This is a genomic window from Psychrobacter sp. UBA2769 (genome assembly GCF_002352555.1).
GTDB lineage: Bacteria > Pseudomonadota > Gammaproteobacteria > Pseudomonadales > Moraxellaceae > Psychrobacter > Psychrobacter maritimus.
Window position 1 is genome coordinate 174920 of the sequence record NZ_DEIR01000001.1, and the last position, 21363, is coordinate 196282.

The 21363-nt window shown below is 43.2% G+C and carries 17 protein-coding genes; 6 read left to right on the forward strand and 11 right to left on the reverse strand.

The genetic code is table 11. The features are described 5' to 3' along the window. Nucleotides 1-405: 405 nt before the first annotated feature. Both B3Q63_RS00715 and ppk2 read left to right on the forward strand, forming a co-directional pair. On the forward strand, nucleotides 406-1983 hold the full coding sequence (locus B3Q63_RS00715; protein WP_296172605.1) for an acetyl-CoA C-acetyltransferase: 1578 nt from the start codon (nucleotides 406-408) through the stop codon (nucleotides 1981-1983). Nucleotides 1984-2328: 345 nt separating this feature from the next. Continuing rightward, nucleotides 2329-3342 carry a polyphosphate kinase 2 gene (gene ppk2 / locus B3Q63_RS00720; RefSeq protein WP_296172607.1) on the forward strand — a complete coding sequence of 338 codons (1014 nt, stop codon included), beginning with the start codon at nucleotides 2329-2331 and terminating at the stop codon, nucleotides 3340-3342. Nucleotides 3343-3486: 144 nt separating this feature from the next. Here ppk2 and B3Q63_RS00725 read toward each other — a convergent pair whose 3' ends face one another. The 10 genes from B3Q63_RS00725 to rsmG all read right to left on the reverse strand — a co-directional run bounded on the left by B3Q63_RS00725 (nucleotide 3487) and on the right by rsmG (nucleotide 13511). Beyond that, a complete protein-coding gene (locus tag B3Q63_RS00725; RefSeq protein ID WP_183617741.1) occupies nucleotides 3487-3834 on the reverse strand; it encodes a PilZ domain-containing protein in 348 nt (115 codons plus the stop codon). A gap of 40 nt (nucleotides 3835-3874) precedes the next feature. Beyond that, entirely contained in the window at nucleotides 3875-4993 is a 1119-nt protein-coding gene (locus B3Q63_RS00730) for a DNA polymerase III subunit delta' (protein ID WP_296172613.1), read from the reverse strand. Nucleotides 4994-5175: 182 nt separating this feature from the next. Further along, nucleotides 5176-6000 carry a 3-deoxy-manno-octulosonate cytidylyltransferase gene (kdsB, locus tag B3Q63_RS00735; protein ID WP_296172691.1) on the reverse strand — a complete coding sequence of 275 codons (825 nt, stop codon included), beginning with the start codon at nucleotides 5998-6000 and terminating at the stop codon, nucleotides 5176-5178. 68 nt (nucleotides 6001-6068) lie between these two features. Continuing rightward, nucleotides 6069-7181, reverse strand: a complete 1113-nt coding sequence (lpxK, locus tag B3Q63_RS00740; RefSeq protein WP_296172616.1) for a tetraacyldisaccharide 4'-kinase — start codon at nucleotides 7179-7181, stop codon at nucleotides 6069-6071. A gap of 48 nt (nucleotides 7182-7229) precedes the next feature. Further along, complete coding sequence (msbA, locus tag B3Q63_RS00745) at nucleotides 7230-9017, reverse strand: lipid A export permease/ATP-binding protein MsbA (RefSeq protein WP_296172619.1); 1788 nt, start codon at nucleotides 9015-9017, stop codon at nucleotides 7230-7232. Nucleotides 9018-9161: 144 nt separating this feature from the next. Then, complete coding sequence (locus tag B3Q63_RS00750; protein WP_296172621.1) at nucleotides 9162-9605, reverse strand: ExbD/TolR family protein; 444 nt, start codon at nucleotides 9603-9605, stop codon at nucleotides 9162-9164. 95 nt (nucleotides 9606-9700) lie between these two features. After that, nucleotides 9701-10441 carry a MotA/TolQ/ExbB proton channel family protein gene (locus tag B3Q63_RS00755; protein ID WP_271133077.1) on the reverse strand — a complete coding sequence of 247 codons (741 nt, stop codon included), beginning with the start codon at nucleotides 10439-10441 and terminating at the stop codon, nucleotides 9701-9703. An 80-nt stretch (nucleotides 10442-10521) separates the two neighbouring features. Continuing rightward, nucleotides 10522-11682 (reverse strand): ParB/RepB/Spo0J family partition protein, encoded by a 1161-nt coding sequence (locus tag B3Q63_RS00760; RefSeq protein WP_296172625.1) that lies wholly within the window; start codon nucleotides 11680-11682, stop codon nucleotides 10522-10524. A 140-nt stretch (nucleotides 11683-11822) separates the two neighbouring features. Continuing rightward, the gene (locus B3Q63_RS00765; RefSeq protein WP_271133075.1) at nucleotides 11823-12602 is read right to left on the reverse strand and encodes a ParA family protein; all 780 of its coding nucleotides are present in this window, start codon (nucleotides 12600-12602) and stop codon (nucleotides 11823-11825) included. 192 nt (nucleotides 12603-12794) lie between these two features. Then, on the reverse strand, nucleotides 12795-13511 hold the full coding sequence (gene rsmG, locus B3Q63_RS00770) for a 16S rRNA (guanine(527)-N(7))-methyltransferase RsmG (protein ID WP_201564909.1): 717 nt from the start codon (nucleotides 13509-13511) through the stop codon (nucleotides 12795-12797). A gap of 387 nt (nucleotides 13512-13898) precedes the next feature. Here rsmG and B3Q63_RS00775 point away from each other — a divergent pair, with 387 nt between their 5' ends. The 3 genes from B3Q63_RS00775 to B3Q63_RS00785 all read left to right on the forward strand — a co-directional run bounded on the left by B3Q63_RS00775 (nucleotide 13899) and on the right by B3Q63_RS00785 (nucleotide 18895). Beyond that, entirely contained in the window at nucleotides 13899-16844 is a 2946-nt protein-coding gene (locus B3Q63_RS00775; protein WP_296172634.1) for an ATP-binding protein, read from the forward strand. Between the two features lie 113 nt (nucleotides 16845-16957). Next, complete coding sequence (locus B3Q63_RS00780) at nucleotides 16958-18112, forward strand: helix-turn-helix transcriptional regulator (RefSeq protein ID WP_296172636.1); 1155 nt, start codon at nucleotides 16958-16960, stop codon at nucleotides 18110-18112. Nucleotides 18113-18235: 123 nt separating this feature from the next. Continuing rightward, nucleotides 18236-18895: a TerD family protein gene (locus tag B3Q63_RS00785; RefSeq protein ID WP_296172639.1), complete on the forward strand. Its 660-nt coding sequence runs from the start codon at nucleotides 18236-18238 to the stop codon at nucleotides 18893-18895. A 179-nt stretch (nucleotides 18896-19074) separates the two neighbouring features. Here the strand turns inward: B3Q63_RS00785 and B3Q63_RS00790 are convergent, their stop codons facing one another. Beyond that, on the reverse strand, nucleotides 19075-20055 hold the full coding sequence (locus tag B3Q63_RS00790; RefSeq protein WP_296172641.1) for an ion transporter: 981 nt from the start codon (nucleotides 20053-20055) through the stop codon (nucleotides 19075-19077). A 659-nt stretch (nucleotides 20056-20714) separates the two neighbouring features. Between B3Q63_RS00790 and B3Q63_RS00795 the strand changes: the two genes are divergently transcribed. Further along, nucleotides 20715-21341: an OmpW/AlkL family protein gene (locus B3Q63_RS00795; protein WP_296172644.1), complete on the forward strand. Its 627-nt coding sequence runs from the start codon at nucleotides 20715-20717 to the stop codon at nucleotides 21339-21341. Nucleotides 21342-21363: the final 22 nt, after the last annotated feature.

Consider the following 21363-nt stretch of genomic DNA (forward strand, 5'->3'; position numbering starts at 1 on the left):
ATGCTAAAATCTAACGTATAAGTTATGGCAAACGCACTTATAGATAACAATATATTATCAAAAGCTCTGTTATGCAATGCAAATAATCAACACTAGCCAGTCGAAATGGCTGTTGTTAACTGACGTGAAACGTTATTAACCCTTGCGATAGCTTAAACATAATGTCACATCATTTGCCAAAGGCATACAGTAAGGCCGTAAAAAACGCCTTATGATAAGCCACTGCATTTTAACCATTGTTATGTAATATAATCGCTGTCATTAGATAGCAATCATTCAGTAATAGTATCTGTATACGATTTTTTTTAACGTTTTAAGACTTTTATTAAGCACTTTTTTACTGCTTTTTTTCATTAATACGTTCTTCCCTTTTTTCTTCTACCCATACTTTTTAAGGATAATATTATGAGTAATAAAAATAATCACCCTGATAGCCCTGTTGTTGAAAGCACCGTTGTAAAAGCCAGCGATACAAAAAATACCGAATCAGCTGCGAAAGAGTCAGCTGCTAATTCAAAAGCGACTGAGTCGAAGAAAGCGGATACTAAAGCTAACGACACTAAAGCTACTGATACAAAAACAGCCAGCTCTAAAAAAGACAACGCTGCTAAAGATGACAACAAAGCCAAAGAAGCGGATACGACTAGCGCTAACAAAACCACTACTGCTGCTAAAAAAGCCAGCCCAACCAAGCTTAGCTCAGGTCAACATCGTGTGGCTATCCTAGGCGGCAACCGTATTCCTTTTGCTCGCTCAAACGGTACTTATGCAGATGTCAGCAACACTGACATGTTAACCGCAGCGTTAGATGGTTTGGTTGAGCGTTTTAACTTACAAGACAAAAAAGTCGGTGAAGTGGTTGCTGGTGCAGTCATGAAACTGAGCCGCGATATCAACTTAACGCGTGAAGCGACACTAAGCACGGCATTGAACCCACATACCCCAACCTATGATATCTCACAAGCTTGTGGTACTGGCTTGCAAGCAACGTTTGCTGCTGCCAATAAAATCGCCCTTGGTATTATCGATTCGGCCATTACTGGCGGTGTTGATACGACTTCTGACGCGCCTATCGCAGTTGGCGATGGCTTACGTAAAGTGTTAATTAAATTGGGCGCTGCTAAAGACAACAAACAACGTCTAAAAGCGCTAATGGGTTTAAATCCAAAAGATTTACTTGATACCCCGCAAAATGGCGAGCCACGTACCGGTTTATCAATGGGCGACCATCAAGCGATTACCACACTTGAATGGAACATCAGCCGTGAAGCACAAGATGAGCTTGCTTTTACTAGCCATCAAAACCTAGCGCGCGCTTATGATGAAGGTTTCTTTGATGATCTAATTACCCCATATAAAGGTCTGACGCGCGACAATAACTTGCGCCCAGATACTACTTTAGAGAAATTAGCTAAATTAAAGCCTGTATTTGGCAAAAAGAATGCCAACCCAACCATGACAGCGGCTAACTCTACACCGCTAACTGATGGTGCTTCTTGTATACTACTAGGTACTGATGAGTGGGCGGCAGCACATGGCCTTAAGCCATTGGCTTATATCGTTCATCAAGAAACCGCTGCTGTTGACTTCATCGGTAAATCTGGCGATAAAGAAGGCTTACTGATGGCGCCAGCTTATGCGGTACCGCGTATGCTTGAGCGTGCTGGTCTGACCTTGCAAGACTTTGATTTTTATGAAATCCATGAAGCGTTTGCCTCACAAGTACTATCAACCCTTGCTGCTTGGGAAGATGAAAAATTCTGTTCAGAGCGTCTGGGTCTTGATGCGCCATTAGGTTCTATCGATCGTAGCAAGCTAAACGTCAATGGTTCATCACTTGCCGCCGGTCACCCATTTGCTGCAACCGGTGGTCGTATCCTAGCCACTGCTGCTAAATTACTGGATCAAAAAGGTTCAGGTCGCGCGCTTATCTCTATCTGCGCCGCTGGTGGTCAAGGTGTAACTTGCATCTTAGAGAAATAATTACTCTAAGATATCCTTAGACAGTCAATAACGTTAAGCTTTTAAAACACCCTTTAATCTATTGATTAAAGGGTGTTTTTTTGTCTAAAAAGACGCTGAAAGCCGCTCTCAATCAAATTTTTTAAAGTCATAATACCAATAGAGATTATATGCAATCATCAACTACTCCATTGTTCGCAAAAACATTAGAAAATGAATTGTCTAATCAATCGAACACTGCTCACTCATAGCTGCATCATTAGATATGTTAAAATAGCTTTATAAAAGGCATTCATATAAAAATTTGTCATATAAAGAGCTGTCATCATAAAAGGCAGTCATAAAAATAGGTATTAGGAGCTTACTATGAGCAAGGATCCCTCGTCGATTGATCGGCAAACCTTAACCACGACCAAGCGGCGTGAGCTATCAGCGCTTGAACAAGGCAGCTTCATTACCCGAATGGATAAAGAGGTGTTTGGCGATGAGCTGCGCCGAAAAATGCATCAAGACTTAATAGATAGCTATGATGAAGAGCTTGAAAATGAGATAGACGATTACGTGCGCGACTTTCGTTTTGATGGGCGCGAGATGAGTGAGCAAGAAAAGCTTGATCGCCGTACCTATTTTCAAGAGTTATTGCGCCTGCAACGAGAGCTTATTAAGCTGCAAGATTGGGTGGTTGAATATGGTGAGCGTATCGTCGTGATATTTGAAGGACGTGATTCTGCTGGTAAAGGCGGCGCTATCAAGCGCATTACTCAGCGCTTAAACCCACGTGTTTGCCGAGTGGCTGCCCTACCGGCTCCAACAGAACGTGAACAATCGCAGTGGTATTTCCAACGCTATGTGGCGCATCTCCCTGCTGCTGGTGAAATTGTCTTATTTGATCGCAGCTGGTATAACCGTGTGGGCGTCGAGCGCGTCATGGGATTTTGTACCGATGCCCAGTACGAAGAGTTTTTCCAATCGGTACCTGAATTTGAGCGCATGCTGGTACGTTCAGGTATTCGCTTGGTCAAATATTGGTTTTCGATTACCGATGATGAGCAACATTCACGTTTTATGAGCCGGATTCATGACCCTCTTAAACAGTGGAAACTGTCGGCGATGGATTTGCAATCACGCCGCCGCTGGGAGGATTATACCAAGGCTAAAGAGACCATGTTTGAGCGCACGCATATTCCTGAAGCGCCATGGTGGGTGGTCGAAGGCAATAATAAAAAACGCGCACGGCTAAACTGTATTGCCCATTTACTAGAGCAAATCCCGTATAAAGAAGTACCGCGTGATGAGGTCGAGCTGCCTGAACGCAAGCGCGATGACGAATACTACCGCGAACCGATTCCTGATGATATGTATGTGCCACCACGTTATTAAATAAACAAATTTATGCACGTATTATTTAATAAAATATGACGCATGAAAAAGCAGCCTTATATATTTATAAGGCTGCTTTTTTTATATTATTTCGCTAGTATTTATAATAATCATAGCGAATACGATTGCTGATCTGTAAAAACACTACATGGTATAAGTCGACTGTAAACTATCAATCTTACCGGCCAATAAACGCTCGACCTCATTTTTAATTCTTAGCCCAGCGATATCTGTACCTATCTGCACCGCAAAACCTGCTGGACGGCCACTTTGGCTTTTAGAATTAATCCAAACCACCTTACCGTTCATAGGCAAGCGTTCGCTAGAATTGGGCAAAGTCACGGCAATAAACACCTCATCGCCCAGTTTTTGTATTCTATCAGACGGCACAAACAACGCGCCATTGGTCACAAAGGATAAATAGCTTGCGTATAACGTTTCCATATCTTCAATATGACAGGTTAAAATCCCGCCACGTCCTGGCATTGCCATAGTTAGCTTCCTTTATGAGTGAGGTTTACTTTATTTTGATTTATAAATACGCCAATTCTTGCATCAGCTTATCATAAGCGAATTTTTCTTGCACATTTTGTTGTAGGGCGATTTTTGTTTGTTGCAGACTGTTTATAAATGCCTCAAAGCTACTTTCAGCAGGTTTATAATTGCTTAAAGAGGCGGATAAATCAACATCCTTTTGCAGCGCATCGAGACCCAAACATACACGGCGCATATCGACCAGCATTAGCTCCGACAATTGAATAAACTCGCTTATACTCAGCTGGGTTTGCCAATAATCGCTTGCCGCAATGCTACTGCGTTTACCGCTACGTAACGCTTGCCACGTTGTCAGCCATAACGCGCGCTTGCTATACCAAGGCGCTTGTGCAAGGGCCACCGCTGCTAAAGGCGCGCCATTTGCCAACTGTATCAGCTGCTCAATGGCCGCCGTGCCGACCGCCTCACGGTTGACCGTACTGCCTAAAGCATGAGTGACATAATCGACTGAAACAGCAGGATCAATCGTTTGCAATGCCAGCTGCTGAACGCGGCTCTTAATGGTTGGCAGTAACTGCGCCGGAGCATCACTGATGAGGAATAAATGCACTTGCGCTTGCGGCTCTTCCAAGGTTTTAAGCAGCGCATTAGCCGCAGCAATGGTCATTTGCTCTGCATAATCTAGCACACAAATCCGCATGCCCTGCCCGCCTTGATAAATAAACGGCTGTAGAGCACGAATATCATCGACTTTTATTTTTAACGCGGCGTTACTAGCAGCTTTGGCAGATTTTTTGTCTTTTGCGGTGCTAGTTGCTGCTTCTTTAGCATGGGCATTATCGGCACTGACTGGCATACTAATCATTGGTAAGACTTGTAAGCTTGGATGCGTCCCTGATCTAAGCCATTGACAGCTCTCACAAACGCCGCAAGCGCCGAGCGGATGGCTATCGCGCTCACGGCATAATAACCATGCCACCAAGCGCCAGACAAAAGCACGCTTACCCATCCCTTGCATCCCAGCCGCTAAAAGTGCATGGGGTAAGGATTGCTGCGGCATTAACACCCGCTTTGTCAGCTGCGACCATAACTCATTTTGCCACGGTAGTAACGGTGCAAAATAAATACTATCGCTCAAAGGCACTGTGCTGGTCATTTCAGTTATCTCACTTATGGTCATCGCTCAATGCTTTTAATGCGTTCACTACCTTTAACACACTGAACACCTTTAATATGATCAATCTGCTAATACACTTAAAACCTTTAAAGACCGAATAAACCAATTATTTTTAATCAAAAATATTGGTTTTTTACTTAGGCTATTATTAATTATCTACATTAGCAGTTTTGAAAATCTATTAAACTCATGGCATTTAGACGGTCCAAATCTTCTTGGGTATCGACGCCTGCTGGCAGATGACAGGCGGCTGGGGCAATAGCAATATGGCCACCATTTTCTAATACGCGTAACTGCTCTAAGCTTTCCAGTGTTTCGAGTGGCGTTTGCGGCCAGTGTACAAACTGCTGTAACAAGCTGACGCGGTAAGCGTATAACCCTAAGTGGCGATAAGCATTTTTTGGCGATTGCTGCTGTGTAGCGCTGTCCTTTGCCAATACTGCATCACGGTCACACGGAATCGGCGCACGGCTAAAATACAGTGCGCGCTGTCGATGGTTCGAGGTCTGACTGACGACTTTAACGACCGATGGGCGCATAAACGTCTCGTAGTCTTCGATAGGTTCGCATAAAGTCGCCATCACACTCTCGGCATCTTGTACCAACAGTGCTTTAACTTGCTCTAATAATAACGGCGGTACTAAAGGCTCATCACCTTGCATATTGACCACGATATCATGCTCAGCCCAGCCTTTAATAGTCGCGACCTCAGCCAAGCGGTCAGTTCCTGACGCGTGCGCGCTACTGGTCATCACCACGTCAAAGCCTGCTTTTCTACAAACTTTGGCAATTGCTTCGTCATCCGTGGCAATACACATATCATCAGCAAAATCAGCCAACTGTGCCTTTTCAGCTACCCACAGTATCATCGGTTTGCCATGGATAGTTAATAATGGCTTGCCAGGTAAACGGGTACTTTTAAAGCGCGCAGGAATAACAATATGCGTTTTGGCTAGCGTTACTTCAGTTGTTGCTGCTGTTGGCATAGTTTCGGCTGAGGCTAAGACTGACGACATGATTTATTCCTATAAAAATTATCTAAGCTTTTAGAATTCTAGCCATTATTGATATCAATATTTAAAGCTTTTAATTGCTGCTGTAAGCTCTCATAACAACTGTCCGATAACACCGCAGTCACTGGCAATACCCATAGGCGACTGACAAGCTCTTGATACTCTTTGCTAAGTGGTTGGCGACTAATCGCATCCAATAGCAGCGCCCTGATTTTAACCGCGTCTTTGCTAGTCACAATGATAGGCTGCTCGGTATGTTGTAAAAGCTCATGCAAACTAAAATCATAATGATCCGGATAAGCATGGCCAATGACATCGAAACCAAGCGATATTAAGGTATCAAAAAAACGCTGTGGATAGCCGATACCGCTTACCGCATGTACCCGACTGTTTGGCATAGGTGGCATAGGCATTTTTTCTGCTGTGACATTTGAGCTATTTATCTCAGCAGCAGAAGACCATAAAAGCTGCAATTTATCAGCTTGTAGATGCATGGTTAAACGATTAGGTTTGGCTTTATTATTATAAATCCCTATCATTTCTGCTTTTTCATGATAAACCACATTTGCGCCTTGTAAGCGTGACATGGGTTCACGTAAAAAACCGGTTGGTAGCAGCTGCTGATTACCAAAGCCGCGTGACGCATCAACCACTATCCATTCGATATCACGTTGCAGCGCATAATGCTGCAAGCCATCATCAGCAATAATCAGTTGTAAATCAGGGTAAGCGTTTAATAAGGTTGTAATCGCTTGTTTACGATTGGGGCATACTGCCATAGCAGTGCCTGTCATATTGACGATTAAAGAGGGCTCATCACCTACGATGCTTGGCAAACTATCAGCATGCACCAAAGCTGGCATCTGGCTGCTATCACCCCCATAACCACGGCTGATAACACCCACCTTTAAGCCTTGCTTTTGTAGATGAGTGACTAATTCAATAATTAACGGTGTCTTACCGCTGCCACCTACCGTAATATTACCGATAACCATTACTGGAATAGGCGCACGATAACTTGAAAGCAGACCTGTTTTATAAGCCTGCCGACGTAGCATCGTAATGAATCCATACAACCCGCTAACAGGCAATAGTAGCCAGAGCCAAGCGGCCTGACGTTGCCATGCACGCGTCATTGTGGTTTCAATACTCATGATGATTTGTTACTTATCCTATTTATACAGCAAATTTATTCAGTACATTTACTCAAAGTCACGCGCATACATTTGCGCATAATGACCCTGCAATTGCATCAGCTCAGCATGCGTACCTAGCTCAACAATCTGACCACCATCTAGTACAGCAATACGGTCAGCGGACTCAATCGTCGTTAAACGATGCGCGATCACTAGCGTCGTGCGGTCTTTCATAATATTATCTAGCGCTTTTTGAATGTAGTATTCTGACTCATTATCTAAAGCACTGGTGGCTTCATCTAAAATCAAAATCGGCGCATCTTTTAGTAATGCTCGAGCAATAGAGATACGCTGGCGTTGACCACCAGACAGCTGCAAACCTTCAGCACCAACTTCACTTTGATAACCATTTGGCATTTTCATAATAAAGTCGTGGGCGAAAGCTTCTTTTGCTGCTTGCTCAACCTCAGCTTGGGTTTTATCCGCCAGACTGCCATAGGCAATATTATTAAACACTGTGGTATTAAACAGCACCACTTGTTGATTGACCATGGCAATCTGTGCTCGTAAGCTCTCAAGCTTTATATCTTCAATCGGCATACCATCAAGGGTAATTTGCCCAGAAGAAGTATTTAAGGTACGGGTAAGCAAGTTGACTAAAGAAGATTTACCAGCGCCACTACGTCCCACCAATGCCACTGTTTCACCTGCATGCACGTCCAAATTAAAGTCACGTAGTGCTACAGTTGAATCCGGGTATACCAAGCTAACTTCACTTAGCTGAATACTGCCTGTTAATAAAGGTTCAAGGATACCCGTATCGTTTTCTTCAGGCTCATCCAGCAATTCGAATATAGACTCACCCGCGGCAAGACCGCGTTGTAGCTTTTGATTAACGTCAGTGAGTGAGCGCACGGGCTTACTTAACAAACCTGCCGCTGCAATGTATGAGATAAACTCACCTGCCGTGATGCTATCTATCACCGATGGTCGTAGCGCGAGCCATACAACGACAGCCATTGCCATTGCCATTAATAGCTGTACGGCAGGGGTATTGATACTATTAGTAACAACTATTTTCATACCTTGACGCAGATTCTTTTTTGATACCTCATCAAACCGTTGTGACTCATAAGCTTGACCACCATAGTTTTTAACCACGTGATAGCCACCAACGACCTCATTTGTTATATGACTGACACCGCCCATGGTTTCTTGAATACCTTTGGAGAGTTTCATATAGCGTTTAGAGGCAAAATTAACCAACCATAAGATTGGTGGTAGCACCAAAAATAGGATTAGGGTTAAGCGCCAGTTGGTATAAAGTAAAAAACCTATCAAGGCTACAACTGTCAAACCATCACGCACCAAGGTCTTCATAGAATCTGTACTGGCTGCGGTCACCTGCTCTACGTCAAAAATGAGTTTGGAAGAAATAGTACCAGAAGAATTAGCCAAATAAAATGAGCTTGGCAAACGCAGTAGCTTATTAAACACCTCTACTCGTATCTCATACACAAGATTACGCGATACTAATGCTGAGTAATAATTACCCAAGAAGCTTCCCACACCACGGACAAAGAACAACATAATAATCAGGGCTGGAAACCAAGCTTGCTTACTTCGATCGTTTTGATTGATGGCATCAGTGATATATTGCAGCAATTTGGCAATCCAAATCTCTGTTGCCGCATTAATTGCAAAGCCTATTATGACTAATATTAGCGCCCACCAATACGGTTTAAGGTAGCTTAGTAGACGCAATAAAGTCTTATGCTTAGGCGTATTTGAAGGCGCGGCTGATAGCTTTTTAGCAGAATTTTTTTTAGAGTCAGGTTGATTAGCTTGGCTCATAAAAGCCTCGATTTAGGTATAAAGAAGGAATAAATGACACGGATGCAGCAGTAGCGCTTGGTTATAAGATAAAGCATTAAATGCTTTTAGAATAATAGTGGTAATGCTTAACACGCTTTACCACCTTATCAAATATCATAAAAATTATTGTGGAGATGATTGCGGTAAAGGCTGACCAAGTGGTACAACCGTACTGATATTTAAATTTAAAAAACCCAATTTACCAGCGATATCCATGACTCGTACTACAGATTGATGCGTGGTATTCGCATCGGCAGCAATCACAAATAGCATATCACGATTACTTCCCGCCTCTTGCTGTAGCATGCTGGTCAATTCAGCCTCGTTGCTACTGGCAAGGGTAATTCCGTTAACTAGATAACTGCCATCTTCTTGCACGGCAACTTCAATACTGTTTTTCTCTTCTGTCAGCGCCACACCTTCAGCTTCGGGAAGAATGATATTTAAACGACTGAAATGATTAAACGAGGTCGCCAAAAGTAAAAATACAATTAAAAATAATAAGCAATCAATCATTGGCGTGAGATTGATTTCAAGCGGCTCAACGGTCGGTTTTCTAAAGCGCATGTCAGTCTCTTTAATGTGCTTAAAGGTATATATTTAATAAGCAGTGCTTCATACTATTATTTTTATCATTAATTACCATAATATAAACAATAGAATTAAGTCGCTGCCGCCGTATGATTTAAATCTGAGGTGTCAATCGAAAGCTCATTACTTACATGACTCGATTTATCATCTACTGCTGCATGAGTCGTCAACTGAGACATAGCGGAACTGTTGATATTATCTAACAATTGATAGTCATATAACTCTTGAATCATCAGTCCCGCTTGCGTTTCAAACTGCGCATTGATATCGATAATACGGCGCTGAAAATAACGATAAGCAACCAAAGCTGGAATAGCCACAATCATACCAGCAGCAGTGGTAATCAAAGCCTGTGACACGCCAGCCGCCAACATCGTTGGGTCTTGCATCGCGCCATCCGTAATCGCCAAAAACGATGAGATAATACCTAATACCGTACCCAACAAACCAAGCAATGGCGCAATCGCCCCAATGGTGCCAAGCATATTGATATTTTTCTCTAGCTGATGCACCTGCACACTTGCGCGGTTTTCCATATGCATCGTCATCGAGTCTAAGCCGTACTGGCGGTAAAGCAGACCGGTCGCTAGAATATCACCCAAAGGGGTTTTTTCTTTGACATTCATCAACTGCGTACGACCAATATCACCGTTTTCACGTAGGCGGGTTATCAGCTGTTCGCGCAATCTATTGGGCGCAATCTTATTAAATTGTAAAGTATGACTACGCTCGATAATAATAACCAATGCCAATATTGAGCACACCACGATAGGTGTCATCAGCCAACCACCTGCTTTTACCAGCTCCCACATACGGACTCTCTTCTATGTTTTTATTAATTATTAAAAGATGATTATATATTTGTATAATTAGCTCAAGCTTATTAAAAACCTTAAGCTTGCGCTTCTATATGCTTAATTAAGGCCGCTAACTGATCTTGGCTATGGAAGAATATCTCAACACTACCCTGCCCGTCTTTTTTGTGTTTGAGCTTTACTTCCGCGCCTAACATATCGGTTAAACGCTGGGTTAAGCGCTCAACATCGCGAGACTGTACTTGCTCAGGACGACTGGCTTTTGGCGCTGGTTGTAAAATGGATTTGACTAACTTTTCAGCTTCGCGCACCGTCATACCAGCATCGATAATTTTTTGCGCAATGATAGGCTGCTGTTCTGATGATAATGCTAACAATGTACGGGCATGCCCCATATCTAAAGCACTGTTTGCCAAATGGTCTTTGACCGTATCATGGAGCTGATTGAGACGTAGCAAGTTTGAAACCGTGGTACGTGCCTTCCCAACGACTTCGGCAATCATGGCATGACTCATACCAAACTCTGTATGGAAACGCTGCAGGGCAGCCGCCTGCTCAATCACCGATAAGTCTTCACGCTGGATATTTTCAATCAAGGCCAGCGCAATTGCCAGCTCATCGGATAACGCGCGCTCAATCGCTGGTATAACCGATTTACCCGCCATTTTTGCCGCACGCCAGCGGCGCTCACCGGCGATAATTTCATGCGTAACCAAGGCCTCGCTCTTGTCTTCATTCGCCAATAATGGACGAATAACAATCGGTTGCATGACGCCATGTTGTTCAATAGAAGAAGCCAATTCTGCCAGCGCCGTTTCACTCATATCACGGCGCGGTTGATACTTACCTGCTTGCAGACGCGTGACATCGATTTGCACCAAGCTTATCTGGTCTTCAGAGGCGCTATTGTCTATCGCATTGGTACGGGTTTTATTAGCAGGGCTTTTCTTAATCATCCGCGCTTTACGATTTTGACTGTCAGTAGATTGCTCTGTCACTGGTGAGGCAGAAGGCTTTTTAGTCACTTTCGTATCAGCAGCTTTGCCTGCCACGCGGGCATCCTGCTCTTGTTTTTTAGCTTCTGATATGTCAGTTTCTAGCATTGCAGCTGACACAGTAGGCTCGCGCACCACCGTATCATCTTGTAAGGCAGAGGCGGCAATTTGTTTTTCTTTTTTGATTGACCCTAATAAGGCATCTAAGCCTCTATTGGCAGCCAACCCTCTTTTCTTTGCCATGATTACCTATCCTCTAACGCTAAAATAAAAAGCCCAATGCTTACTACTGCCGGCTTACTGATAAATATAATTTGCTGTTTTTAATGTTTACACTAAACAAGCTAATTGATGACTAGCAGCTTATGACTAGTAACTTATGATTATTCACTTTGCTTCATCACTTCAGCGGCCAGCTTTTGATACGCGCGCGCACCTTTTGACCATCTCTCGTACGCGATAACTGGTAAACCGTGTGCCGGCGCTTCTGCTAGACGAATATTTCTTGGAATATGAGTTTTATACATAATCTCGCCAAAGTGCGCCTCTAATTCAGCAGACACATCACGCGCTAAAGTATTACGCGCATCAAACAAGGTTCTGACCACGCCGCGAATATAGAGCTTAGGGTTAAGTTCAGTGAGACGCTCAATTGTCTGTGACAAGTCCGCCAAGCCTTCTAGCGCATAATATTCACACTGCATCGGAATAATAACGCTGTCGGTGGCAACCAAGGCATTAATCGTCAGCAAGTTTAAGCTCGGTGCACAATCGATAATCACATAATCATAAGCAGGTTTTTCGGCCGCGATTTGATCGTTGACCAACTGCGCCATCGCCGTTTTAAACAACTCATGGCTGTTGGTCTTACTCATTAAAGTGATGTCCATACCCGCCAAATCACGATTGGCACCGATGACATCAAAGCCAGCTGGACTATTCACAATCGCCTCAGACAGCGACACACCATCGAGCAGTACATCAGCGATGGTTAGCTCTAATTGGTTCTTATCCACGCCCGTGCCACTGGTGGCATTACCCTGTGGGTCTAAGTCAATCAGCAGTACGTGCTTGCGCTTGGCCGCTAAGCTGGCGGTCAAATTCACTGCCGTCGTGGTTTTACCCACGCCGCCTTTTTGATTCGCAATTGCTATGATTTCCATACACTCACTCAATTTAATTAGGATCTGTTACTGATTTTTACTGAAGCATTTTTGCTGCTCATGCTTATTATATTACTCAAATACCTGATGCTTACCTATAAGGATGTTTAAACACCTGCGTATAAATGAGAAGACCACTTACTCATCACTATAGAACAATTGTTGCCTTATAGCGCGTTACGTGCTCATAGCTTAGACATTTTTATAAGATAATTCAATTAAATGACGACTATCTTGTAAACGCGGCACATTTAACGGAATCGTCTTTATCTGCCAAGCGTCATTTAGCGCTTGCAACTCTTCATCGCTCGGGGCTTTACCCTTCATCGCGCATAAATAACCATTATCTGCTAAGCGCGGCTGAGCCACTTCGACAAAATCAATCAGACTGGCAAAGGCTCTCGATGTTACCACCTCATAGCTGGCTTCATGCGCTTCAATACGCGAGGCGATTGGGTGCATGTTACTCAAACCAAGCTCGCTACTGATTTGCTTAATAAAACGAATTTTTTTCTGATTGCTATCAAGGGCGGTACATTGGCGCTCAGGCTGACAGATAGCGATAATCACCGCTGGCAAGCCCGCTCCCGTGCCAATATCTAGCAGCGACCCTGACGGTAAATGCGTTATAATAGCCAAACAATCGATGATATGTTTAATAAGCGCTTCGATTGGATCGGTAATAGCGGTCAGATTATACGCTTTATTCCATAATAAAAGCTGGTCTAAATACAATAATAACGTGCGCTGCTGCGTCGCGCTTAATGCAAGACCCAGCTCATCTATTGATTGGGCTAAGATATTTGCAAGTGTTGGCAATTGCGCACCGAGCTTTACAAAACCTGTCGGGTCAATATGAATTTTACCCGTGCTAGCAGATGATGAAGAGGTTTTAGTAGAATCTGACATACGGGTTATCCAGTTTTGACATGTGAACCGTCTATTTTATCATGCAGGCTGCCCATTGAATAGTTGCAGATTGCGCCAATGTACGCCATCTTATACTATCTACGCCTATATTGAAGGCTTATCTTCTTGGACCGTCAGCAATTTAACGTAGCAAAATGAATATTATCTCAACCTAATTAGTAAAAATACCCATCTCTCTATGATACAAAACTGCGCCTAATGTCTTATCTAAAACGCGCCTATATCTTGTAAGATGTCCTGATACATTATTAAAAAGATTCATTATTAAAAATGATTGATTGTTAGAAGCACATTCTTACACTTAGCGCTCAAACAGCAAAAGCTCAATAATCATTCCGCCCTCTTAAAACGACTTACTATATAACTATGACCAAACCGCAAAACACACCTATGAATAAAGACCCAAAAGATACCAATCCTATGGTAAGCCCTGTCAATAAAACAGCAGAGACAAAGCCATTAGCAACGAATCTGCCTAAAAAAAGGCCATCTAAAACAAAGCTAGCCAAAAAAGAGCTGGCACGCAAAAAGCCGTCGGAAAAAGCTCAGCCAGATAGCACAGTAGATGTGCCTAACACGCCTCATCCGGTATTTATCGATGTTAATGAGCGCTGCCTTATCAGTGCCGAGCAACTTAAGCGTTATACTGATACGAATGAGCTACCGAGCGATACCCGCACTGCCCCCGATTTAGATGTCGGCTTTGGACAACAGCGCGCCCTTAAAGCGTTGCATACAGCACTGGATATTCATGCCAGTGGCTATCACGTATTTGCCGCTGGAGAAAATGGCTTAGGTAAACGCACCGTTATCAGTCGTTTATTGCAACGAATTGCCGCTGACGCACCAACGCCCGATGATTGGGTTTATGTGTATAATTTTGCCGATCCACGTACACCGCAAGCATTACGTCTACCTTCTGGGCAGGCGACCATACTACAACAGCAGGTCAATCAATTATGGCAGCAAGCCAAAAAACGACTTAGCCAACGCTTTCGTAGCGACCAGTATCAAAGCAAAATCGAAGCCATCAAAAATGATACCCATCAAAAAGAAAGTCAGGCTTACGACGACCTAAATACCGAAGGCAAACAATACGATTTAGCACTAACGTTTCGCGCATTTGATAATAAAGCCGTATTTGTACATCCTAGCCAGCTACCAAAAGAAGAGAGCAATAGTGAAGTTAAAGATGACAAAATCTCTAATAGCCAGAAAAATAAGTCAATAAAAGAGGAAAGTCAAAGAGCCAATATTCCTAATGACAATATTCCTAATGACAATATTTCTAGTTCCAGTATTTCTAGTGCTGATGATAGCGTTAGCAAAGATGCTAACCACGACTACGGCAAGAGCGAATATGAAGCTGAGCTGAATAATTTTGCACAAAAAAACCATATGCAAAAGCGCCTAAGTCAGCTGACCATCGCCTTAGAGCAATTAGAAGACGAAGCCAATGATGCCATTGAAGCGCTGCATCGCAATATTGCACGCCGAGCGCTACAGCCTTTATTTGCGCCTATTTATGAGCAGTTTACTGATCATCCATTGGTTGTCGAGTATTTAAAAACCGTATTTGCCGATATGGTTACGCATGTCGAGCGTATCGTCAATGGCGATGATGAGGAGTTTGTGACGGCAGTGCTTGCCACAACGCCGAGCCGCTATGCAGTCAACGTCATTGTCAGTCACGCGCCCGATAGTGGCGCACCTGTTATCTTTGAAGACTTACCGACGCATTTAAACCTATTGGGTCATGTCGAGCAAATCACCCAATTGGGCACAGTAACCACCGATGTCAGTATGATTCGAGCAGGCGCCCTGCACCGTGCCAATGGCGGCTATCTGTTATTAGAAGCCAGTCACCTGCTTGAGCATCCTTACGCATGGCAAGGTCTTAAGCGCGCCCTGCAATCTCGAAAAATCAAGCTCTCAAGCCTTGAGCAGATGCTGACCTTAACGGGTAGCTTATCGCTCGCGCCCGCACCCATTGACCTTGATATCAAAGTCATCTTGCTTGGCGAAGCAGATTTATATTACGAACTACTAGAGCTGGAGCCGGAGTTTGATGCAGTATTTAAAGTACGTGCCGATTTTCACGACGATGTAACTCGCAGCCCTGAGCACGAATTGGCATTGGTAGCAAAAATGGCAGACATCATTGATTATGCCAACCTTTATCCTTTTGATAGTAGCGCCCAAGCTGCCTTACTTGAGCATTTAAGCTTACAAGCCGAAGACCAAGACCGCTTGAGTTTGCATAGTGACTTATTGATTAAGCTCTTACATGAATCTAACCGCCATGCACGTTTGAGCGGTAAAAATATTGTTAGCGCCATTCACGTCACCCACGCTATTGACGATATGGATGAGCGCTCAGGATATTTGCGCGACCTTTATTGGGATGAGTTAAAAAATGGCCAGCAGCTTATTCAGACCCAAGGCGATGCTGTCGGGCAAGTAAATGCGCTCACCGTCGTCAGTTACGCCGATAGCGAGTTTGGTATGCCCGCTCGTCTGACCGCAGTCATTCAGCCAAATATTGGCGCTGGCGAAATCCTCGATATCGAGCGCGATGTGGATTTGGGCGGTAGCTTACACGCCAAAGGCATGCTGATTATGACCAGCTATTTGCGCGCCTTATTTAGTCAGCATCATGCGCTAAACTTTAGTGCCTCACTCGCTTTTGAGCAAAGTTACGCCCATATCGATGGTGATAGTGCGACGGTAAGTGAAGGCTGTGCGCTACTCTCCGCCCTAGCAAACGTTCCTATCAATCAATCTTTTGCGATTACCGGCTCGATGAATCAGTTAGGCGAAGTCCAAGCAGTTGGCGGTATCAATTCTAAAATCGCTGGTTTCTTTGACGCTTGCCGCGAGCAAGAGCTGACGGGACAACAAGGCGTGGTTATCCCAATGGCCAACGTCAAACAATTAATGCTACGTGACGACATCATTGCCGCCGTTCAAGCAGGGCAATTTCATATTTATGGCGTACATACATTAAGTGAAGCCTTGACCTTAATGACCGGCTTACCTGTCGATACCATGAATAAAAAAGGTCGCTACCGTAAAGAGACCTTATTTGGCAAAGTACTAAGCCGTTTGATGCTTTGGGATGAAAATCAGAATACTGATGACGAAGTCGATGATAAAAAGTCGAAAAAGAAAGCCAAGAAAAAGCGCCAAGCCAAACGTCAGAAAAAACAAGATAAACAAAAAAAAGCCAAGAAAGAGAAAGGTGACATAGATACAAGCCTAGACGTAAACCCAGATGCAAATATAGAGGCAAATACAGAAGTGCATCGCTAGACGTTGTCATGCTTTTCTGCGATGATTGGCTTTTTATGATTCGCTATGTTAATTAATAAAATGCTAATAAACAGCTAGCAACCAAACCCGTGACTGAATAAAGGTTATCTTTAATGACTGCACATTCTACTGACGCCGATAGTATTCAAGCTCAAGCAGCTGTTGATAAATCAGCAACTGCGCTAGTGACTAAAGAAGTTGCTGAGCAAAATGAAGAAATTACTGCAGATAATAAAGCGTCTGAGGAAACAGCAGATAATCGTCATGGAGCAGCGACGACAGCGCGACAATGGCAAGTGTTGTCGCAATTGCAGCGCAATCGCTGGGTAGGTACAACCCATGTTTACGAGCAGCTTATATTGGCAGGCTTTGATATCAGTTTGCGTACGGTGCAACGCGATTTAAATGCTCTTGCCAAACGCTTTCCTATCGAAAAAAACAATGCCAATCCACAAGGCTGGCGCTGGAAAGATGATGCGCCGCTGCAAAGCTTACCACATATGAACTTATCACAAGCGGTTGCCTTTAATATGGTCGAAGCCAATCTAAGCCAGCTGCTACCGCCGGTTATTTTAGATGAGCTATTTCCGTGGTTTGACTTGGCACGCAGGCAGCTCAAAAACAGTAAAGTCACCCATTCCTGGATTGACAGAGTGCGTATCGAGCCTGCAACTCAGCCTTTAATTGCACCGCATATTGATTTAGAAAGCAAAGACAACATTTATCATGCCTTATTTTATCAATTACAAATACAAGCCAGCTATACCCGCAGTGATAAATCACAAGCCAGCGAATATACCTTAAACCCTATTGCTATCGTCCAGCGTGGGGTAATTATTTACCTATTGGCAACGCGCACTGATGATCCAGAAGTGATTATTCGTACCTTTGCTTTGCATCGCTTTACCAGCGTTGAGATATTAGAAAGCGCGGCTAAAACCCCAGACAATTTCCAACTAGATACCTATTTAGATGCAGGCGGCATGGGCTTTAGCCATCCTTTATTTAGCCAGTTACCTGATCATGGCAAACATACTGCGGTTGAGCTACAATTTACCAAACAAGCGGGCAAAAGCTTAACGGAAAGTAAGCTTAGTGACGACCAAACCGTTAACATCAATAGTGATGAAACCCTAACCATACAAGCGACCGTTAACTTAACCTCGCAGCTGGTTTGGTGGTTACGTGGCTTTGGTAGCGGTTTATTAGACGCCAAACCCGCGCTACTGTATCAAGCCGTATTAGACAAACCAATAAATGATGAATAGCGACAATAAAGAAAAACAGCTCATTATTAATGATGATAAAAATCTAATAGCCATACTCAAATGCACCAACGCTTATACTATTTAAAATAAACATTGAAAAAATTAAAATCCAAAAGGAATATTATGTCGACCACTATCCCATCACCACTACTTTCAGACAGTTTAAGAGGGCTGGGTTTAGATGCGGGGACGTTGTTTTTTGCGCTAAATTATGAATTTACCAAGATTGAGCAAAAAGGCTTATTTAAAAATTTAAAGAAGCGCTTTAAGAAAAATGAAGGCGCGATTGATATCGATTTGGCCTGCGTGCTGTATGACGACAACTGTACCATCAGCGATATTGTTTGGTTTAAGCAGTTACGTGATAAAGCCGAATCTGTCAAACATCAAGGCGATAGCCTCAATGGCAAAGACCGCGGTGAGCAAGCCATGTATCTTGCGCCGCTTGACCAAGAGCAAATCCGGCTTTATTTGGATAAAATCCCCGCGCACATCACGCATATCGCTTTGATTGCCAATTCTTATCATGGGCAGCCTTTTAGCAGAGTCAAAAAAGGGGAGATTCATTTAAGCGATGATGAAGGTAATCGCTCTTTTGAAGTTAATTTAAAGCAGCTACCGCGTGACTGCATTACACTTTGGGTGGCACACTTGCGCCGAGAGGTGGACGATTGGCATCTGACTTTACAAAATCTGCCACTGCCAGCGACAGATTTATCGACAGCGGCACAAGAAGTGGCGCATGAATTGGCACGCGCCCTGCCTGTTCCGCAAGGAATTTAACATTGATGTAGAAAGCTAAGATTGGTTTTTGCTTATAAAGCAAAAAGGGTGAGACGCTATTTAATAACGTCTCACCCTTTTTTACACTAAAAACTTTTGATTTAAGAGCTTCCTTTAAAAACTGCTCTTAAGAACGACCTTTAAGAATCATCTTTAAGAAAAATGCTTAAATGCCAGCTTTACTCTAACGGCTCTCCGCAATGCGGGCAAAAATTCTTTTGCCGCACTTCCTTTTCACGGCGTTCTAGCTCTTGCTCACGCAATACTTGCAGCACAATCTCTTGCGCTTGCTCTTTATCCAAACCAAGCTCGCGGCGGATTTTTTCAATCATCATCTGATTCTGTACCAAATCAAAATCGCTATCGACCAATTGCCCGCGAAAGTCTTGCTCAAGCTCTTCACGGCGCTGACTGAGCTCATTTGCCAAACCCGTCGCCAAAATACCGGCCGGTAATGCAGCCAGACCGACGCCCAATATGGTGATGATTGCCCCCAATATTTTACCAGCATTGGTGATAGGCGTTACATCACCATAACCGACCGTCGTCAGCGTAACCACCGCCCACCACATGGCCTTGGGTATCGACTCAAACTCCTCTGGCTGCGCGTGGTTTTCGACCAAATAAATCCCACTTGATGCCGTCACAATCATAATAATTAAGATAAAAAGGACCGCTTGAAACGAGCCCTTCTCCTTACTGATAACCACCAATAAAATACGTAATGAGGCAAAATAACGAGTGAGCTTAAGAATGCGAAATAAACGCAAAATACGTAAGAAACGCAAATCGATACTGACAAAGAAATTCAAAAATGCGGGCGCAATTGCAATGATATCAATCAAAGCCGACGGACTTTTTAGCCAATCCCAGCGCTGACGCCAAGTGGTATTGTCAGGCTTCGCTTCAGCGACACTCCATAATCTGAGCAAATACTCGATAGAAAATATGATAATCGAGAAATTTTCAAACCAAGTAAAATACTCTTGATACGGATAATACCAGTTATCTACAGACTCAGCGATGACCGCCGTGACGTTCGCCATGATTAGGAAAATGAGAAAGTAGTCAACACAGCGACTAAAGAGCGTATCATGCTCATCGTTTTGTAGAATGTTATAGACGAAAAGACGCAAGCGCCGTATAGATTGGAGTAGCATGGCGTCCCTATATACGGTGCGATGTAACACCGGTCTTATATTAATAAACAGTCGTTTAAAAAGCGCTTATGCCTAAATTCAGACCAACAAAGTTGATGGGCATATTTAGTTTATACATTAGTAATAATGATTATACAAAATTTAGGTAATAAATGTAGGTCACTGCCAACAATATCACGGCAATCGCCAAGAAAACGAAGCGTAAAAACTGCTCATCCGCCCGTAATTGGTTGCTTAAGTTTTGCGCCGGTAATAAGAACAAACCACATTTAGGGCAACAAGAATCTATTTGATTTAAGAGCTTGATGGAACGGGCATTTTCACAACGAAGCGGAGAATTACTACAATAACCGAGCATAATGTCTGAACGTCCCCTTTGATAAATAGCAGCAAAAACCGCTGAAAATTGCGAATTAAAATAACAAGTGTAATTAAAAATTTATTCCTAATTTAGTCTATCTATTCAAGTAGATGGGTAACTTAAGATATAAACATTACCGCTTTCTATTTAAAACCTTACTTTTATTAGGGTTTTTGTATTATAATAGAGAGATAATGTTACAAGTTAACCATAACCATAACATTGTGTAATCAGTCACTACTGTCATCCCTCATTAGCGACTGACCAATAATCATCTATTATGTTGAGGAATCAAACGATGAAACTACAATCCCTAGTTTTAGCTGCTGCAACTGCACTTACTATGACCACTGCTTTCGCTGTACCTGCTGGTACTTGGTCAGTCGCTGCTGGTGCTCACTATGTTGACCCTAAGAGCGATAACGGTACTTTAAATAACGGTTTATCTGTTGATGTTGATGGCGATGTACGTCCAACCATCAGTGGCGAATACTTTATTGCTAATAACGTTGGTGTTGAGCTACTAGCAGCGATTCCATTTCATCATGATTTTAACCTTAACAATCCTGATGGTACAACTGCTTTAACCGGTAAAACTCAGCACTTACCACCTACTCTTTCACTACAATACCACTTCGACGGCTACAATCTGCCTATGAACGTGAAGCCTTTTGTTGGTGTTGGTGTGAACTATACAACTTTCTTTAAAGAAAGAATCTCTACTGGTGGTGATCTAGATCTTGATGATAGCGTAGGTGTTGCTGGTCATATCGGTCTTGATATTCCATTCGCGCCTACTGAGTCTTTCCGTATCGATGCCCGTTATATGGACATCAAAACTGATGCTACGTTAAACGGTACTGATATTGGTGAAATTGATATCAGCCCTTGGGTATATGGTGTCGCTTTTGTAAAACAGTTCTAATATAGCCCATTGCTATAGACTG